The organism is Agromyces sp. NSFZ (genome assembly GCF_056156205.1).
On sequence record NZ_CM149585.1, the window covers coordinates 3,475,113 to 3,489,293 of the forward strand.

Annotated in this window: 13 protein-coding genes and 1 pseudogene; 6 read left to right on the top strand and 8 right to left on the bottom strand. The window is 71.1% G+C overall.

Annotated elements, in window-relative coordinates:
* Window positions 1-55: 55 nt before the first annotated feature.
* Window positions 56-1,042, bottom strand: coding sequence for a zinc-dependent alcohol dehydrogenase family protein (locus tag ACVFI9_RS16535; protein ID WP_474763270.1), 987 nt, complete (start codon window positions 1,040-1,042; stop codon window positions 56-58).
* Window positions 1,043-1,269: 227 nt separating this feature from the next.
* On the opposite strand from ACVFI9_RS16535, the gene ACVFI9_RS16540 reads away from it, so the two are divergent.
* Window positions 1,270-2,217 carry an EamA family transporter gene (locus tag ACVFI9_RS16540; protein ID WP_474763271.1) on the top strand — a complete coding sequence of 316 codons (948 nt, stop codon included), beginning with the start codon at window positions 1,270-1,272 and terminating at the stop codon, window positions 2,215-2,217.
* 46 nt (window positions 2,218-2,263) lie between these two features.
* Complete coding sequence (locus ACVFI9_RS16545; protein WP_474763272.1) at window positions 2,264-2,959, top strand: alpha/beta fold hydrolase; 696 nt, start codon at window positions 2,264-2,266, stop codon at window positions 2,957-2,959.
* A gap of 12 nt (window positions 2,960-2,971) precedes the next feature.
* Here the strand turns inward: ACVFI9_RS16545 and ypfJ are convergent, their stop codons facing one another.
* Window positions 2,972-3,853 (bottom strand): KPN_02809 family neutral zinc metallopeptidase, encoded by an 882-nt coding sequence (gene ypfJ, locus ACVFI9_RS16550; RefSeq protein ID WP_474763273.1) that lies wholly within the window; start codon window positions 3,851-3,853, stop codon window positions 2,972-2,974.
* Window positions 3,854-4,168: 315 nt separating this feature from the next.
* A pseudogene (gene pip / locus ACVFI9_RS16555) lies at window positions 4,169-5,119 on the bottom strand (prolyl aminopeptidase); the annotation flags it as partial.
* Between the two features lie 128 nt (window positions 5,120-5,247).
* Between pip and ACVFI9_RS16560 the strand changes: the two are divergent.
* The 4 genes from ACVFI9_RS16560 to ACVFI9_RS16575 are packed head-to-tail and all read left to right on the top strand — an operon-like array spanning window position 5,248 to window position 7,808.
* Entirely contained in the window at window positions 5,248-5,742 is a 495-nt protein-coding gene (locus tag ACVFI9_RS16560) for a DUF427 domain-containing protein (RefSeq protein WP_474763274.1), read from the top strand.
* A 42-nt stretch (window positions 5,743-5,784) separates the two neighbouring features.
* Complete coding sequence (locus tag ACVFI9_RS16565) at window positions 5,785-6,795, top strand: malate dehydrogenase (protein WP_474763275.1); 1,011 nt, start codon at window positions 5,785-5,787, stop codon at window positions 6,793-6,795.
* A gap of 29 nt (window positions 6,796-6,824) precedes the next feature.
* On the top strand, window positions 6,825-7,616 hold the full coding sequence (locus tag ACVFI9_RS16570; RefSeq protein WP_474763276.1) for a glycoside hydrolase family 16 protein: 792 nt from the start codon (window positions 6,825-6,827) through the stop codon (window positions 7,614-7,616).
* Between the two features lie 18 nt (window positions 7,617-7,634).
* A complete protein-coding gene (locus ACVFI9_RS16575) occupies window positions 7,635-7,808 on the top strand; it encodes an HPP family protein (RefSeq protein ID WP_474763277.1) in 174 nt (57 codons plus the stop codon).
* Here ACVFI9_RS16575 and ACVFI9_RS16580 read toward each other — a convergent pair whose 3' ends face one another.
* The 5 genes from ACVFI9_RS16580 to recQ form a co-directional block, all read right to left on the bottom strand.
* Window positions 7,809-8,588 carry a TetR/AcrR family transcriptional regulator gene (locus tag ACVFI9_RS16580; protein ID WP_474763278.1) on the bottom strand — a complete coding sequence of 260 codons (780 nt, stop codon included), beginning with the start codon at window positions 8,586-8,588 and terminating at the stop codon, window positions 7,809-7,811.
* 118 nt (window positions 8,589-8,706) lie between these two features.
* Window positions 8,707-10,836, bottom strand: a complete 2,130-nt coding sequence (locus tag ACVFI9_RS16585; RefSeq protein ID WP_474763279.1) for an acyl-CoA dehydrogenase family protein — start codon at window positions 10,834-10,836, stop codon at window positions 8,707-8,709.
* Between the two features lie 207 nt (window positions 10,837-11,043).
* Window positions 11,044-11,439 carry a DUF7144 family membrane protein gene (locus ACVFI9_RS16590; RefSeq protein WP_474763280.1) on the bottom strand — a complete coding sequence of 132 codons (396 nt, stop codon included), beginning with the start codon at window positions 11,437-11,439 and terminating at the stop codon, window positions 11,044-11,046.
* A 46-nt stretch (window positions 11,440-11,485) separates the two neighbouring features.
* Complete coding sequence (locus tag ACVFI9_RS16595; RefSeq protein ID WP_474763281.1) at window positions 11,486-11,905, bottom strand: hypothetical protein; 420 nt, start codon at window positions 11,903-11,905, stop codon at window positions 11,486-11,488.
* 144 nt (window positions 11,906-12,049) lie between these two features.
* Window positions 12,050-14,053 carry a DNA helicase RecQ gene (gene recQ / locus ACVFI9_RS16600; protein ID WP_474763282.1) on the bottom strand — a complete coding sequence of 668 codons (2,004 nt, stop codon included), beginning with the start codon at window positions 14,051-14,053 and terminating at the stop codon, window positions 12,050-12,052.
* Between the last annotated feature and the right edge of the window lie 128 nt (window positions 14,054-14,181).

The following is a 14,181-nucleotide window of genomic DNA, read 5'->3' on the forward strand; positions in this document are numbered from 1 at the left end:
GCTCAGGTTAGGGGCGTGCGCGAGATCCCGCAAGAGCGCGCAGCGACGCCCGCCGCTACAGCTCGACGACCGTCATGCCCGAGCCGGGCCCGCCGGCCGTGCCCATCGCGGCGAGCGCCTCGGGCACCTGTTCGAGCGTGATGCGCCGGCCCACCAGCTCGATCGGACGGAAGTCGCCCGACGCCACCGCGCCGAGCATCGACGGGTACTCGTGCGCGGCCATGCCGTGGCTGCCGAGGATCTCGAGCTCGCCGGCGATGACCGCGTCCATGGGCATCGCGGCCATCGCGCTGTCGCCGAACATGAGGCCGACCTGCACGTGCCGGCCGCGCTTCCTGAGGCTCCGCGCCGAGGCGAGCGCGGTCTCGCTCGAACCGAAGGCGTCGACCGAGACGTCCACCCCGCCACCGGATGCCTCGAGGATGCGCTCCGCGGCCCCGTCGCCGCCGCGCACCGGCACCGCGCCGAGCTTCTCGGCCGCCTCGAGGGCGGCGTCGGAGACATCCACCCCGTAGACCTTCACCCCGGCGGCGACGGCGATCATGATCGCCGAGAGTCCCACCCCGCCGCACCCGTGCACCGCGATCTGCTCGCCGGGGGCGAGGCGGCTGCGCGACACGATCGCACGGTAGGCGGTGGCGAAGCGGCATCCGAGCGACGCGGCCTCGACGAAGCCGAGCCCCTCGGGCAGTCGGATGAGGTTGAGCGCCGCCTCGTCGATCACCACGTACTCGGCGAACGACCCCCAGTGCGTGAAGCCCGGCTGGGACTGCGCGTCGCACACCTGCTCATTGCCCGAGCGGCACTCGGGGCACCGTCCGCAGGCGCAGATGAACGGTGCAGTGACGCGGTCGCCCACGCTCCAGCCGGCCTCGTCTGACACCTCCCGGCCGAGCTCGGCGATCTCGCCGGCGAACTCATGGCCGGGAACATGCGGCAGGGCGACGCTCTCGTCGTGCCCCATCCAGGCGTGCCAGTCGCTGCGGCAGACGCCCGTCGCGCGCACTCGGATGACGGCGCCGCGCGGCGGGCAGGCGGGCATGGGCACTTCTGCGAGCACAGGGGCCTTGCCGAATTCGGTGAAGAGAACGGCGCGCACAGGGTCCTCCGGTTCGGGGTCGATCCTTCGACGAGCTCAGGACATCGCGGATGTCGCGAAGCCGAACTCCCCCGTGACCGACGTCGTCTGCGACATCCGCGAGCCTACCGGCACGCAGGGGCCTGGACCGCCGCAGTCACACTGACCGTCGGATTGTGTAACAATATCGCATGCGCTTCGTGATCGCCGTGCTGCTCGCCTCGGTGTGCTTCGGCACCACGGGCACGGCCCAGGCCCTCGGTCCCGACGCGAGCGCCGCCTCGGTCGGTGCCGCACGCATCCTCATCGGCGGCGGCGCGCTGGGGCTCGTCGCGCTCGCCGTCCTCATCGCCGGGCGTGGGCGCGGTGCGACCGGGACATCCGCCGCGACGTCCGCCGGCTCGTCGCGCCCCGGATCGCGCCTTCGGCTGCCCTCGTGGCTCATCGTGGTCATCGGGGCCGGCGGCGTGCTCGGCTACCAGCCCGCGTTCTTCGCCGGTACCGCGGCCAACGGCGTCGCGGTCGGGACCGTCGCGGCCCTCGGCTCCGCGCCCGTGATCACGGGCGCGCTCGACTGGCTGCTGCGCCGTCGTTACCCCGGTCACCGGTGGCTCGTCGCCACCGCGATCGCGACAGTGGGGGTGGGCGTCCTCGCCGCCGCCACCGATCCGGGGCACGCGGCGATCGATCCCGTCGGCCTGCTCGCGTCGCTCGGCGCCGCCACGTCGTACGCGGTCTACACGCTCGCCGCCAAGGCGCTCCTCGACCGCGGGTGGACGCCCACCGGCAGCATGGGCGCCCTCTTCGGCGGTGCGGCGATCGTGAGCCTGCCGTTGCTCGCGACGACGGATGCCTCGTGGCTCGCGACCGGCCCGGGGCTCGCCATGGCGCTCTGGCTCGGGCTCGTCACCACGACGCTCGCCTACCTGCTGTTCGGCGCGGGCCTGCGCGGCCTCGCGCCGGCCACGGTGTCGACGCTCACCCTCGCCGAGCCGTTGACTGCGGGGATCCTCGGCGTCGCCCTGCTCGGCGAGACGCTGAGCGCCGGCGCGATCGTGGGCCTGCTGGTGCTCGCGACCGGGATCCTGGTCCTCGCGACGGGCGGCGCGCGGCGGATTCCGAGGCCGGTCCCGGCCTGACCCACCGGCCCGACCGGATGTCGGCGGCCGTCGGTAGCGTGCCCGTATGGACGTCATCCTCATCCCCGGCTTCTGGCTCGACGCCTCCTCGTGGCAGGAGGTCACCCCGCTCCTCGAGCAGGCCGGGCATCGCGTGCACCCGCTCACGCTGCCGGGCCTCGAGTCGGCCGACGCCGACCGCGCGGGCATCGGCCTTCGCGACCACATCGAGGCAGTCGTGCGGGTCGTCGACGGCTTCCCGGGCGAGGTCGTACTGGTGGCCCACTCCGGCGGCGGTGCCATCGCGCACGGCGTCGCCGATGCCCGCCCCGACCGCATCGAGCGGGTCGTGTACGTCGACGCGGGGCCGCCCGCAGACGGCGATCCGATCAACGACGAGCTGCCCGTGGTCGACGGCGAGATCCCGCTGCCCGACTGGTCGGAGTTCGAGGAGGCCGATCTCGTCGACCTCGACGACGACCTTCGCGCCGCATTCCGTTCGCGGTCGATCCCCGAGCCGAAGGGCGTGGCTTACGACCCCATCGAGCTCCGCGACGAGCGTCGCTACGACGTTCCCATCACGATCATCGCGTGCGAGTTCCCGAGTGCGGCGCTCACCGAATGGATCGCGGCCGGTTCGCCGTTCACGCGAGAACTCGCGAAGGTGAAGCACGTCGACTACGTCGACCTGCCCACCGGCCATTGGCCGCAGTTCACGAAACCCGTGCAGCTCGGTCAGGCGATCGCCGCCGCGATCGGCTGACCGCGAGCCACGTCAGAGCTGCGAGCCGTCGATCGAGAAGGTGTCGCAGGCTCCCGCGCCCTGCTCGTAGCCGGTCTCGAACCAGCGCACGCGCTGCTCGCTCGTGCCGTGCGTGAAGGTGTGCGGGTTCACCTGGCCCTGCGTCGCCTCCTGGATGCTGTCGTCGCCGACGGCCGCCGCCGCGTCGATCGCCTGCGTGTACTGCTCGCGAGTGATCGGCTGCAGGAACGGCACGCCCTGCTCGTCCTCGGTCTGCGATGCGGCCGCCGCCCATGATCCGGCGAAGCAGTCGGCCTGCAACTCGACCCGCACCGCGTTCGACGTCGGGCCGGTCTGGCCGTCCTGTGCGCGTTCGAGCACGCCCGCGAGGTTCTGCACGTGGTGGCCCCACTCGTGCGCGACCACGTACATCTCCGCGAGCGGGCCACCGCTCGCGCCGAAGCGGCTCTCGAGCTGGTCGTAGAAGCTCGTGTCGATGTAGATGGTCTGGTCGGGCGGGCAGTAGAACGGCCCCGTCGCCGATGAGGCGTTGCCGCACCCGGTCGAGACCGCCTGCTCGAACAGGATGAATTTCTGCGGACCCACGTAGTCCAGGCCGATGTTCGGCGCCTCGGCCTGCCAGTAGTCCTCGAGCGACGCCGACGCGCCCTTCATGCGGCAGTCGATGCGCTCGTTGGCGTCCTGGCCGGTCTGGCACTGCTCGAGCGCCTGGTCCTCGGCCGCCGGCTGACCCCCGGCCCCACCGATGAGCCCCGACAGGTCGACGCCGAGGAACTGGGAGAGCAGGAAGATCGCGATCACGCCGATGCCGCCGCCGCCGATGGCGAGGCCGGTGTTCCGTCCTCGATGGGAGGTCTTGCCGCCGCTGATGTCCGAGTTCGGGTTGAACGTCATGCTCCGACGCTACTCCGGAGGGCGGTAGGAGGACCGTCGAGGCCCCGGTTCGGCCGACCCGTTGACAACGGCGTCGGATTCGGCTTCGGTTCCGTCGTCCTCTTCCTCGTCGTCGTCGTCCTCGTCCTCGTCGTCGTCGTCCTCGTCGTCCTCGTCCTCGTCTTCGCCTTCCTCGTCGTCGTCCTCGTCGTCGTCGTCCTCGTCGTCGTCCTCGTCGTCGTCGTCGTGGTCATCCTCGTCGCGATCGCCGCCGTCGTCCTCGCCTTCATCGCGTTCGTCCTCGCCCGACTCCGCGGGGTCCTCGTCCTCGTGCCCGGCGAACCGGTCGGTCGCGCGGATGAGCGCATCGAGGATGCCCGGCTCGTCGAACGCGTGCCCGGCGTCCTGGATGATCTGCAGCTCGGCCTCGGGCCACGCGAGGTGCAGCTCCCACGCCGTCATCACGGGCGTGCACATGTCGTATCGGCCCTGCACGATGACGGCCGGGATGCCCGCGAGGCGCGTGGCATCACGGATGAGCTGCCCCTCCTCCCACCAACCGCCGTGGCGGAAGTAGTGGTTCTCGATGCGCGCGAAAGCGGTGGCGTACTCGGGCTCGGTGAAGCGGGCGATGGTGTCGGCCTGCGGCAGCAGGGTGATCGTCGACGCCTCCCAGCGCGACCACGAGACCGCCGCGGACTGGTGCACCTCGGGATTCGGATGCTGCAGCAGTCGTCCGTACGCCTCGATGAGATGCCCGCGCTCGAGCAGGGGGATGGGCGCGATGAAGTCCTCCCAGAGGTCGGGGAACACCGCGGCGGCGCCGCCTTCGTAGAACCAGTCGAGCTCCTGGCGCCGCAGCGTGAAGATGCCGCGCAGCACGAGCTCGGTGACCCGCTCGGGGTGGGTCTCGGCGTAGGCGAGCGCGAGCCCGCTCCCCCACGAACCGCCGAAGACCTGCCAGCGGTCGATGCTCAGGTGCTCCCGGAGCCGCTCCATGTCGGCGACGAGGTGCCAGGTGGTGTTCGCCGACATGTCGACCTCGGGCTCGCTCGCGTGCGGGATCGAGAACCCGCAGCCGCGCTGGTCGAACAGCACGATCCGGTAGCGCTCGGGATCGAACAGGCGCCGATGCACGGGACTCGTGCCCCCGCCGGGGCCACCGTGCAGGAAGACGACCGGCTTGCCCTCCCGGTTGCCGGAGACCTCCCAGTAGATGTGCTGGCCGTCCCCCACATCGAGCATTCCCGTCTCGAGGGGCTCGATCTCCGGATACAGGTCTCTCATGCCCACACGGTAGACGACCTGCGGATGCCCCGCCATCATGCCGCGCCGCGCTGCCGCTGCCGCCGGGGCGTCGAGGCATCCGTTGGTGCGTGCCGGACCTTCCCAGCCGACCGGCCTACGCTCGCCGCATGCGACCCGTTCCCGATCAGGTGCGTCCCGGCCAGGAATCGGTGTGGGACTACCCCAGGCCACCGCGCGTCGAGCAGGTCGACCGCCGCATCACCATCGAACTCGGCGGTGAGCGCATCGTCGACACGCGTGACGTCGTGCGCGTGCTCGAGACGAGTCATCCGCCGGTCTACTACCTTCCGATCTCGGCGTTCGTGCCCGGTGCGCTGGCACCGGATCGTGGTTCGTCGTTCTGCGAGTTCAAGGGGCCGGCGCGCTACCTCAGCGTGCGCGGCGGCGATGCGACGGCGCACCGGGCGGCGTGGAACTACCCATCACCCGAGCCGGGGTTCGAGGTGCTCGCCGACCGGGTCGCCGTGTACGCGGGCGCGATGGACGCCTGCACCGTCGACGGCGAGCGCGTCGAGCCGCAGCCGGGCGGGTTCTACGGCGGGTGGATCACGTCGCAGGTCGCGGGGCCGTTCAAGGGTGGGCCGGGCACCTCCGGCTGGTGACGCGTCGCGAGTACGGCCGTCGCCGGGGCGTAGGCTCGCCGTATGAGGGTCAAGCCGGTCACCATCACCGTCACGGGCGCCGGCGGCCAGATCGGCTACGCCCTGCTGTTCCGCATCGCCTCCGGGGCGATGCTCGGCCCCGAGACCCCGGTGCGGCTGAACCTCCTCGAGATCCCGCAGGGGCTCCGCGCCGCCGAGGGCGCGGCCCTCGAACTGCAGGACTGCGCGTTCCCCCTGCTCCACCAGGTGGAGGTCTACGACGACGCGAGGGCCGCCTTCGCGGGCGCCAACCACGCCCTGCTCGTCGGTTCCCGCCCACGAGCCGCCGGCATGGAACGCGGCGACCTGCTCGCCGCGAACGGCGGCATCTTCGGACCGCAGGGCGAGGCGATCAATGCGGTCGCCGCCGATGACATCCGGGTCGTGGTCGTGGGCAACCCGGCGAACACGAACGCGCTCATCGCCTCGGCGCACGCTCCCGACGTGCCCGCCGACCGGTTCACCGCGTTGACCCGCCTCGACCACAACCGCGCGCTCGGGCAACTCGCACCGGCCGTCGCCACACCCGTCGGCGACATCCGCAACGTCACGATCTGGGGCAATCACTCGGCCTCGCAGTTCCCCGACGTCGCCCATGCGACGGCCGGCGGCGATCCGGTGCCGGCGCTGCTCGCCGCACGCCTCGGCGGCGTCGACGCCGCACGCGAATGGATCGTCGACGAGTTCATCCCGCGCGTGGCGAATCGCGGCGCCGAGATCATCGAGGTGCGAGGCTCGTCTTCGGTCGCGTCCGCGGCGAACGCGACGATCGACCACATGCGCGACTGGGTGCACGGCACGACCGGCGGCTGGACGAGCGCGGCCGTCGCCTCCGACGGATCGTATGGCGTGCCCGAGGGCCTCGTGTCCTCGTTCCCGGTCGAATCGGTCGACGGCAACTGGCGCATCGTGCCCGGGCTCACGCTCGACGCGTTCGCGCAGCACCGCCTCGCGACCAGCGTCGCGGAACTCGACGACGAACGCGAGGCCGTGCGTTCCCTCGGCCTGATCTGAGCCCGAAACCCATGGAGGAGGATGCGGCCATGACGGATGCCCCGACGCTCGACCTCTCGGACTACCGCCTCCTCGTCGACGAGCAGTTCGGCGGCCATGAGCTCGCGCGAACGCGGTGGCTGCCGCACTACCTGCCGCACTGGAGCTCGCGCGCGGCGTCCGCCGCCCGCTACGACGTGTCGGAGGGCACGCTGAAGCTCCGCATCGACGCCGACACTCCGCCGTGGTCGCCGGAGTTCGACGGCGACGTGCGCGTCTCGCACGTGCAGACGGGTGAGTTCGCGGGCCCGCTCGGCAGCTCGGTCGGGCAGCACCGGTTCCGATCGGGACTCATGGTGCGCGAGGAGCAGGATGAGGAGCGTCTGTGGCTGCCGCACTTCGGCGTCATCGAGGCGCGGGCTCGCGGCATCCGCCACCCCGCGGCCATGGTCGCGCTGTGGGCGATCGGCTTCGAGGAGGAGCCGGCCGAGAGCGGCGAGATCTGCGTCTTCGAGGTCTTCGGCCGCGAGCTCGACGACGCCGGCGGGCTCGTCGGGGTCGGCGTGAAGCCGCAGCACGATCCGCGACTCCGACCCGACTTCGAGAAGCTGCGCGTCGACGGCGACCTCACCGCGTTCCACGACTACGCGGTCGAATGGCTGCCCGACCGCCTGCGGTTCTTCATCGACGGGCGCCTCGTGAAGACCGTGGAGCAGTCGATCGCCTACCCGGTGCAGCTCATGCTCGACGTCTACGAGCTGCCGACGAATGCCCCGCGCGACACGTCGCAGCATCCGCTGGTGTTCGAGGTGGCGCACGTGCGCGAGTACGTGCCGCGCTGACCCGCTTAGGCTGGTGGCATGGCCTCCGAACCGATCTCCCCCGCCCGCCGCAAGCAGCTCATCGTGGGACTCGTCGTCGGGGCGCTCGTCGGCGTCGTCGTCAGCCTCTGGACGGGATTCTGGCTCTGGCTCGCCGCCGGTCTCGCGGTGGGGCTCGCGTACGGGGCCCTGCTCAAGCCGCCCTCGGAGTAGCTACCGCAGGTCGGTGCTCGCCGCTGCGACGTACGCCTCGATGCCTTCGATCACCCTCCCGAGGCCGAACCGGAAGGCCCGCTCGGGATCGGCGGGGCTCACGTACTCGTCGCCCGCAGCCTGGCCGACGCGCCCTGAGATCGGATACCGCGCAGGGTCGATGATCTGCTCGAGGACGGGGGCGTTCCGCTCCCACCACTCCTCGTCGCTCTCGGTCGTCGAGCGGTGCAGGCGCTCGGCATCGACGTAGGCTCGCGCCGGCCCGACCACGAACCCCGCGATGAGCGTGACCACCTGGTCCATGTCGATGTCGCTGAGCCCGAGCCCTTCGATCGCCCGTAGGCTCCATTCCCACCGGTCGGAGACGTTGGGGCCGAGGGGCGGCCGGCTGGTGTCGATCGACAGCAGCCACGGATGCCGCAGGTACTCGTCCCACGAGAGGCGGGCCATCTGCTCGAGGCGCTCGCGCAGCGTTCCGGCCGGCTCGGGCAATGGGCGCTCGCCGGCGACGCGGTCGACCATGAGGTCGATGAGCTCCGCCTTGCCCGGCACGTACGTGTAGACCGACATGGGCTTGAGCCCGAGGCGGTCAGCGATTCGGCGCATCGACAGCGCCTCGATTCCCTCGTCGTCGGCGATCTCGACGGCCGTGTCGACCACCGCGTCGACGCTCGCGCGCTGTTTCGGGCCACGTGAGCCGACCGGCTCTCCGAGTCGGTGGCGCCAGAGCAGCCGGAGGGTGCGGTCGGGTTCGCCTCGCCCGGTGGATTCGGTCGACATGCGGGCCAGCCTACATTCTCCGTATGGCGTACGGTCAAGGAATGACGGCGGCGCTGAACGACCACGGAACCTGACGAAGGCCGGGTCCCGCGGGGCCCGGCCTTCGTACGTGCGGATGCTACTTCTTCGACTTCTCGGGAACGGGGAGCGTGCCGGCGGCACGCTGTGCCGCGTAGTACGCGCGAGCCTCGTCCTGGCGCTCCTGCTCGGCGCCCGACGCGATCTTCGCGCGCAGGTGCTCGGGCTTGTAGCCGAAGGCGTCGACGAGGTCCTGCGCGTGGGGCCGCAGGCGCTCGAGGAGACGGTCGATGTACGCCGTCACGGCCTGGGCGCGCTGAGGCGAGAGGCGACCGTGGATCAGGTACCACGCGAGGTGCTTCTCGACGAGCCCGAGACCGAAGAGGTCGCGCACCCAGGTGAGCACCTGCCTCGTGCCCGGGTGGCTCGTCTGCTCCAGCGCACGCGTGAACGCCTCCCACTGCAGCAGCTCGGCGTGGGCCCGCGCGGCTTCGATGAGCTCGTTCTGGTTGCGGTTGAAGGCCGCCGCGGCATCCGCCTTCGGCAGCTTGCGCGCGTCGCGGAGGCGGCCCGCGATCTCGGCGACCATCGTCTCGACACGGTCGGTCAGCAGCTCGCGCTGGGTGTTCGTGTCACGCAACTCCGACACCGAGCGGGCGGTCGAGCCGAAGTCGGCGATCGTCTGCGCCAGGCGACGCAGGCCCGTGCCGTGGTACGCGCGCTCTGCGGTCTGCGCGACGACGTAGCGGGCCATCGCGCCGGCGTCGGCCTTCGCGAACTGCTTCGAGAAGTCGGTGAGCAGGCGCTTCGCGACGAGTTGGAGGAGCACGTTGTTGTCGCCCTCGAACGTCGCGTAGATGTCGAGGTCGTGACGCAGCCCGACGATGCGGTTCTCGGCGAGGAAGCCGGCCCCGCCGGTCGCCTCACGCGCCTCCTGGAGGGTGTCGAGCGCGTGCCACGTCGACAACGGCTTCAATGCGGCCGCGATCGTCTCGAGGTCCTGGCGGTCGTCGTCGGTGTCGGCCCTGCCCGAGAACACGGCGTCGAACTTCTGCAGGAACTCGTCGTGCGCGAACACCTGCGCGTACGTCGTGGCGAGCCTCGGCAGGAGACGCCGCTGGTGACGCTGGTAGTCGAGCAGCACCTCCTCGTCGGTGTCGCTCGCGGCGTTGAACTGGCGGCGCTGGTTGCCGTACGTGATCGCGATGGTGAGTGCCATCGCCGACGCGGTGGTCGCTGCGCCGTCGAGCGAGACGCGGCCCTGCACGAGGGTGCCGAGCATCGTGAAGAAGCGGCGGCCGGGGCTCGAGATGGGGCTCGAGTAGGTGCCGTCGGGAGCGACGTCGCCGTAGCGGTTGAGCAGGTTCTCGCGCGGGACGCGAACGTCGGTGAAGTGCAGCCGGCCGTTGTCGATGCCGTTGAGCCCGCCCTTCAGCCCGTCGTCCTCACCGCCGACGCCCGGGAGGAACCGGCCGTCGGCATCGCGGATCGGCACGTAGAAGGCGTGCACGCCGTGGTTCACGCCCTTCGTGATGAGCTGTGCGAACACCACGGCGGCGATGCCGTGCAGGGCGGCGTTGCCGAGGTAGTCCTTCCACGCGCCGCGGAAGGGCGTGTGGATGACGAACTCCTGCGTCGACTCGTCGTAGGTTGCGGTCGTGCCGATGGCCGCGACATCCGACCCGTGACCGGTCTCGGTCATGGCGAACGCGCCCGGCACCTCGAGCGACATGATGCCCGGAAGCCACGTGCGGTGGTGGTGCTCGGTGCCGAGGTGCAGCACGGCGGCGCCGAAGAGGCCCCACTGCACGCCGGACTTGATCTGCAGGCTCGGGTCGGCGATGACGAGCTCCTCGAACCCGGCGATGTTGCCGCCGTGGTCGTCCATGCCGCCGACGGACTCGGGGAAGGCGCGATGCACGGCGCCCTGCTCGACGAGGATCTTGAGCTGCTTCAGCACACGCTCGCGATGCTCGGCCATGGACTGGCCCTCGATGCGCTGCAGGTCGGGATGCGCGGCGCGTTCGCGCGCGGCGAGGCGGATGTCGGCCCAGGTGCCGAGGAGCTGGCGCTCGAGCGCCGCGACGTCGACCTCGGGCGTCGCCGGCGCCTCGGCGGCCGGCGGCGCCGGGATCGGGGCTGCGACCTCGTCCTTCGCGGGCTTGGCGGGCACGGTGGCGGGGCGCTCGCCAGAGGTCTTCGTGGTGGTGCGGTGTGCCGTGTCGACCATCGTCGGTTCTCGTCCTTCGTGTGCGGCGGTCTGCTTCCACCACGGTAGGACGACCCTCCCGCGGCCGAAAACAGGGCGTCCGGCCCCTACAAGCCGTGAGCGCGACGCTTCGAGAGCGCCTGTGGAGACTCTACAATCGGCCCCCGGTTCGCCGCAGCAGTATGCACAACCCATTGCCGCGGCATCCGGCCCATGACGTGCCGTCGGTCAGTGCCGGAAGAACTCGTTCGCGCGAGGAGTCCAGAGCAGCACGAGGATGAGGGCGGCGAAGACGATGCCGATGTACTCGCCGATGGCGCCCGCCGGATACGCGATCGCCAGGAACACGGAGAGCACGATCGACAGCGCCTCGACGATCGTGACGACGATGCGCGCGCCGTTGTTGCCGCGGAACAGCCCAACGGCCACGAGGATCACGACGACGCCGATCAGGATGCCCGCGAGCGCGGCGATGATGAGCTGGCTCGCTCCGCCGAACTGTTCGACGGTCGCGGCGATGCTCGTCTGGAACAGTAGGATGGTGCCGTTGAGGATGTCGAGCGCTCCCGAGATCACGGTCAGCACGGCGACGAACGTCACGCCGCCGGGTCGTCGAATGGCCATGAACGCCCCCTGTTCGCGCCGCCGCAGTGGGCGGCCTGTCGCGATACTAGCGCGCGGCGACCTCACTGTCCCGGAAGTAGGCGCTCGCAGGTCGCGTCCAGAGCAGGATCAGCACGATCGCCGAGACGAAGACGCTGGCCCACTCGCCCACCGGGTTGCCGAGGTAGGCGACCGCCATGAACAACGAGCCGATGAGCGAGAAGACCTGCAGGACCGTGACGATCATGCGAGAGATCCAGCGCCCCAGCCAGACGCCGAACGAGAGGATCACGACGATGAAGCCGAGGACGATCGAGCCGATCGCCGCAGCGAACAGCCCGCCGGATCCCCCGAAGGATGCGGTCACGTCGGGGTCACCCGCCTGGAAGATCAGGAGCGTGCCCGTGATGATGTCGATGACGCCGGACACGAACGCCAGGACCGCTACGATGGCGACTCCGATCGGCCGGCTCGCTGCTTCCGCCATGATGCGCTCCCCCACTGGTCCCGCGCCGTGCAGCCCCGCACGACGACCCTTGGGCTGATGCTAGCGCGACGGCGACGGCGTGGCGACGGATGTCTCGGACCATCGTCCGTGGCCGCGGCCGCCGCGCCGGTGATCCGGCGTGCCTCACCCGTGCTCGGCGACGACCGCGAGGAGCTTGTCGCCGTATGCCTCGAGCTTCTTGGCGCCGATGCCGCTGATGCCGTCGAGATCGGCGAGGCGGCTGGGCCTGGCCTGCGCGATGCCGCGCAGGGTGGCGTCGCCGAACACGATGTATGCCGGCACGCCCTGCTCGCGGGCCTCGCCGGCGCGCCACGCGCGAAGCGCCTGGAAGAGCTCGGCCTGGGCGGGCTCGAGGTCGGCGGCGGGTGACGCGGCCTTCGAGCTCTGGGAGCGCACGGCTCGGTCGGGTTCGGTGCGGAGCATCACGGTGCGTGCCCCGGAGAGCACGGCGGCCGAGGCATCCGTCAGCGCGAGCGTGCCGTACTCGCCGTGCGTCGCGAGGAGACCCTGGGCGAGGAGCTGGCGCACCACCCCGCGCCACTGCTGCTCGCCGAGGTCGGCGCCGATGCCCCACGTCGCGAGGGAATCGTGGCCGTACTGGCGCACACGAGGCGTCTCCTTCCCGCGAAGGATGTCGATGAGGTGGCCGGCGCCGAACTGCTGTCGACGTTCGCGCTGCAGGCGCACGATCGTCGACATGAACTTCTGGGCGGGAATCGTACCGTCCCACGCGGCGGGCGGCTCGAGACAGGTGTCGCAGTTGCCGCATGGTTCGCTCGCCTCGCCGAAGTAGGCGAGCAGGTTCTGCCGGCGGCACTGCACGGTCTCGCAGAGCGCGAGCATGGCATCGAGATGCTGGGCCAGGCGGCGACGGTGGGCGAGGTCGCCCGGGCTCTCGTCGATCATGCGGCGCTGCTGCACGACGTCTTGCAGGCCGTACGCGAGCCACGCGGTGGCGGGCAGGCCGTCGCGGCCGGCTCGCCCGGTCTCCTGGTAGTAGCCCTCGACCGACTTCGGCAGGTCGACGTGGGCGACGAAGCGCACGTCGGGCTTGTCGATGCCCATGCCGAATGCGATCGTGGCGACGATCACGACCCCGTCTTCTCGGAGGAAGCGCTCCTGCGTGCGGCGGCGGACGTGCGCGTCGAGGCCGGCGTGGTACGGCATGGCGTCGACGCCGTTCGCCGCGAGGAACGCGGCGAGCTTCTCGGTGGACGCACGGGACAGCGCGTAGACGATGCCCGAGACGGGGTTGCCCACCGCATCGCGGCCCTCGCTGCGCACGACGTCGAGCAACTGCCGGCGCACGTCGACCTTCGGCGCGATGCGGTACTGGATGTTGGGCCGATCGAAGCTCGACACGAAGTGGCGAGCGTCCTCGAGAGAGAGGCGGGCGGTGATCTCGCGGTGGGTCGCCTCGGTCGCGGTGGCGGTGAGCGCGATGCGCGGCACATCGGGCCAGCGCTCGGCGAGCTCGGAGAGCGCGAGGTAGTCGGGGCGGAAGTCGTGGCCCCACTGCGCGACGCAGTGCGCCTCGTCGATCGCGAAGAGGGCCACGTGGCCCTCTTCGAGGAACCGCTTGACCGGTTCGGCGTTGAGCCGCTCGGGCGCGATGTACAGCAGGTCGAGCTCGCCGGCGAGGTACGCGCGCTCGACCGCGGCGCGCTCGGCGGGCTGCTGGCTCGAGTTGAGGTAGGCAGCGCGCACGCCGTTGCGCACGAGCGCGTCGACCTGGTCGTGCATGAGCGCGATGAGCGGCGACACCACGACACCCGTGCCTTCGCGCAGGAGCGCGGGGATCTGGTAGCACAGGCTCTTGCCGCCGCCCGTGGGCATGAGCACGACCGCGTCGCCGCCGCCCGCGACCTGCGCGATGATTTCGGCCTGTTCGCCGCGGAAGGCGTCGTAGCCGAAGACCGTGTGCAGGGCCTCGGCGGCGCTGGCGAAGCGGGCGGGAGCGGTCCCGGTCGCCGAGGCCCTCGGAGCGCGCCGGTCGGCGAAGTCCCCGTCGACGGGCTCGACGAACCGGACGTCGGCGGGCGGGGCCCACTCGTCGTCGGGGGGCTGGAGCTCATCAGGATCCCACGGGACCTCCTCGGTCCAGTGGGGTTCCGCGTTCCGGCTCACCCGTCGAGTGTAACGAGCACCGCCGACGGCTCGGCCGGCCGTCCCCAGGTCGAGCGCGTCGTGCGTCGCCGAGCACGAGGAACGGCCCCGGACGAGCGTCCGAGGCCGTTCCGTCGTGGATTCGCCGA

Coding starts and splice junctions, on each gene's coding strand:
- ACVFI9_RS16535 (WP_474763270.1), bottom strand. CDS start 1,042: ATGCCCGCCTGCCCGCCGCGCGGCGCCGTCATCCGAGTGCGCGCGACG.
- ACVFI9_RS16540 (WP_474763271.1), top strand. CDS start 1,270: ATGCGCTTCGTGATCGCCGTGCTGCTCGCCTCGGTGTGCTTCGGCACC.
- ACVFI9_RS16545 (WP_474763272.1), top strand. CDS start 2,264: ATGGACGTCATCCTCATCCCCGGCTTCTGGCTCGACGCCTCCTCGTGG.
- ypfJ (WP_474763273.1), bottom strand. CDS start 3,853: ATGACGTTCAACCCGAACTCGGACATCAGCGGCGGCAAGACCTCCCAT.
- ACVFI9_RS16560 (WP_474763274.1), top strand. CDS start 5,248: ATGCGACCCGTTCCCGATCAGGTGCGTCCCGGCCAGGAATCGGTGTGG.
- ACVFI9_RS16565 (WP_474763275.1), top strand. CDS start 5,785: ATGAGGGTCAAGCCGGTCACCATCACCGTCACGGGCGCCGGCGGCCAG.
- ACVFI9_RS16570 (WP_474763276.1), top strand. CDS start 6,825: ATGACGGATGCCCCGACGCTCGACCTCTCGGACTACCGCCTCCTCGTC.
- ACVFI9_RS16575 (WP_474763277.1), top strand. CDS start 7,635: ATGGCCTCCGAACCGATCTCCCCCGCCCGCCGCAAGCAGCTCATCGTG.
- ACVFI9_RS16580 (WP_474763278.1), bottom strand. CDS start 8,588: ATGTCGACCGAATCCACCGGGCGAGGCGAACCCGACCGCACCCTCCGG.
- ACVFI9_RS16585 (WP_474763279.1), bottom strand. CDS start 10,836: ATGGTCGACACGGCACACCGCACCACCACGAAGACCTCTGGCGAGCGC.
- ACVFI9_RS16590 (WP_474763280.1), bottom strand. CDS start 11,439: ATGGCCATTCGACGACCCGGCGGCGTGACGTTCGTCGCCGTGCTGACC.
- ACVFI9_RS16595 (WP_474763281.1), bottom strand. CDS start 11,905: ATGGCGGAAGCAGCGAGCCGGCCGATCGGAGTCGCCATCGTAGCGGTC.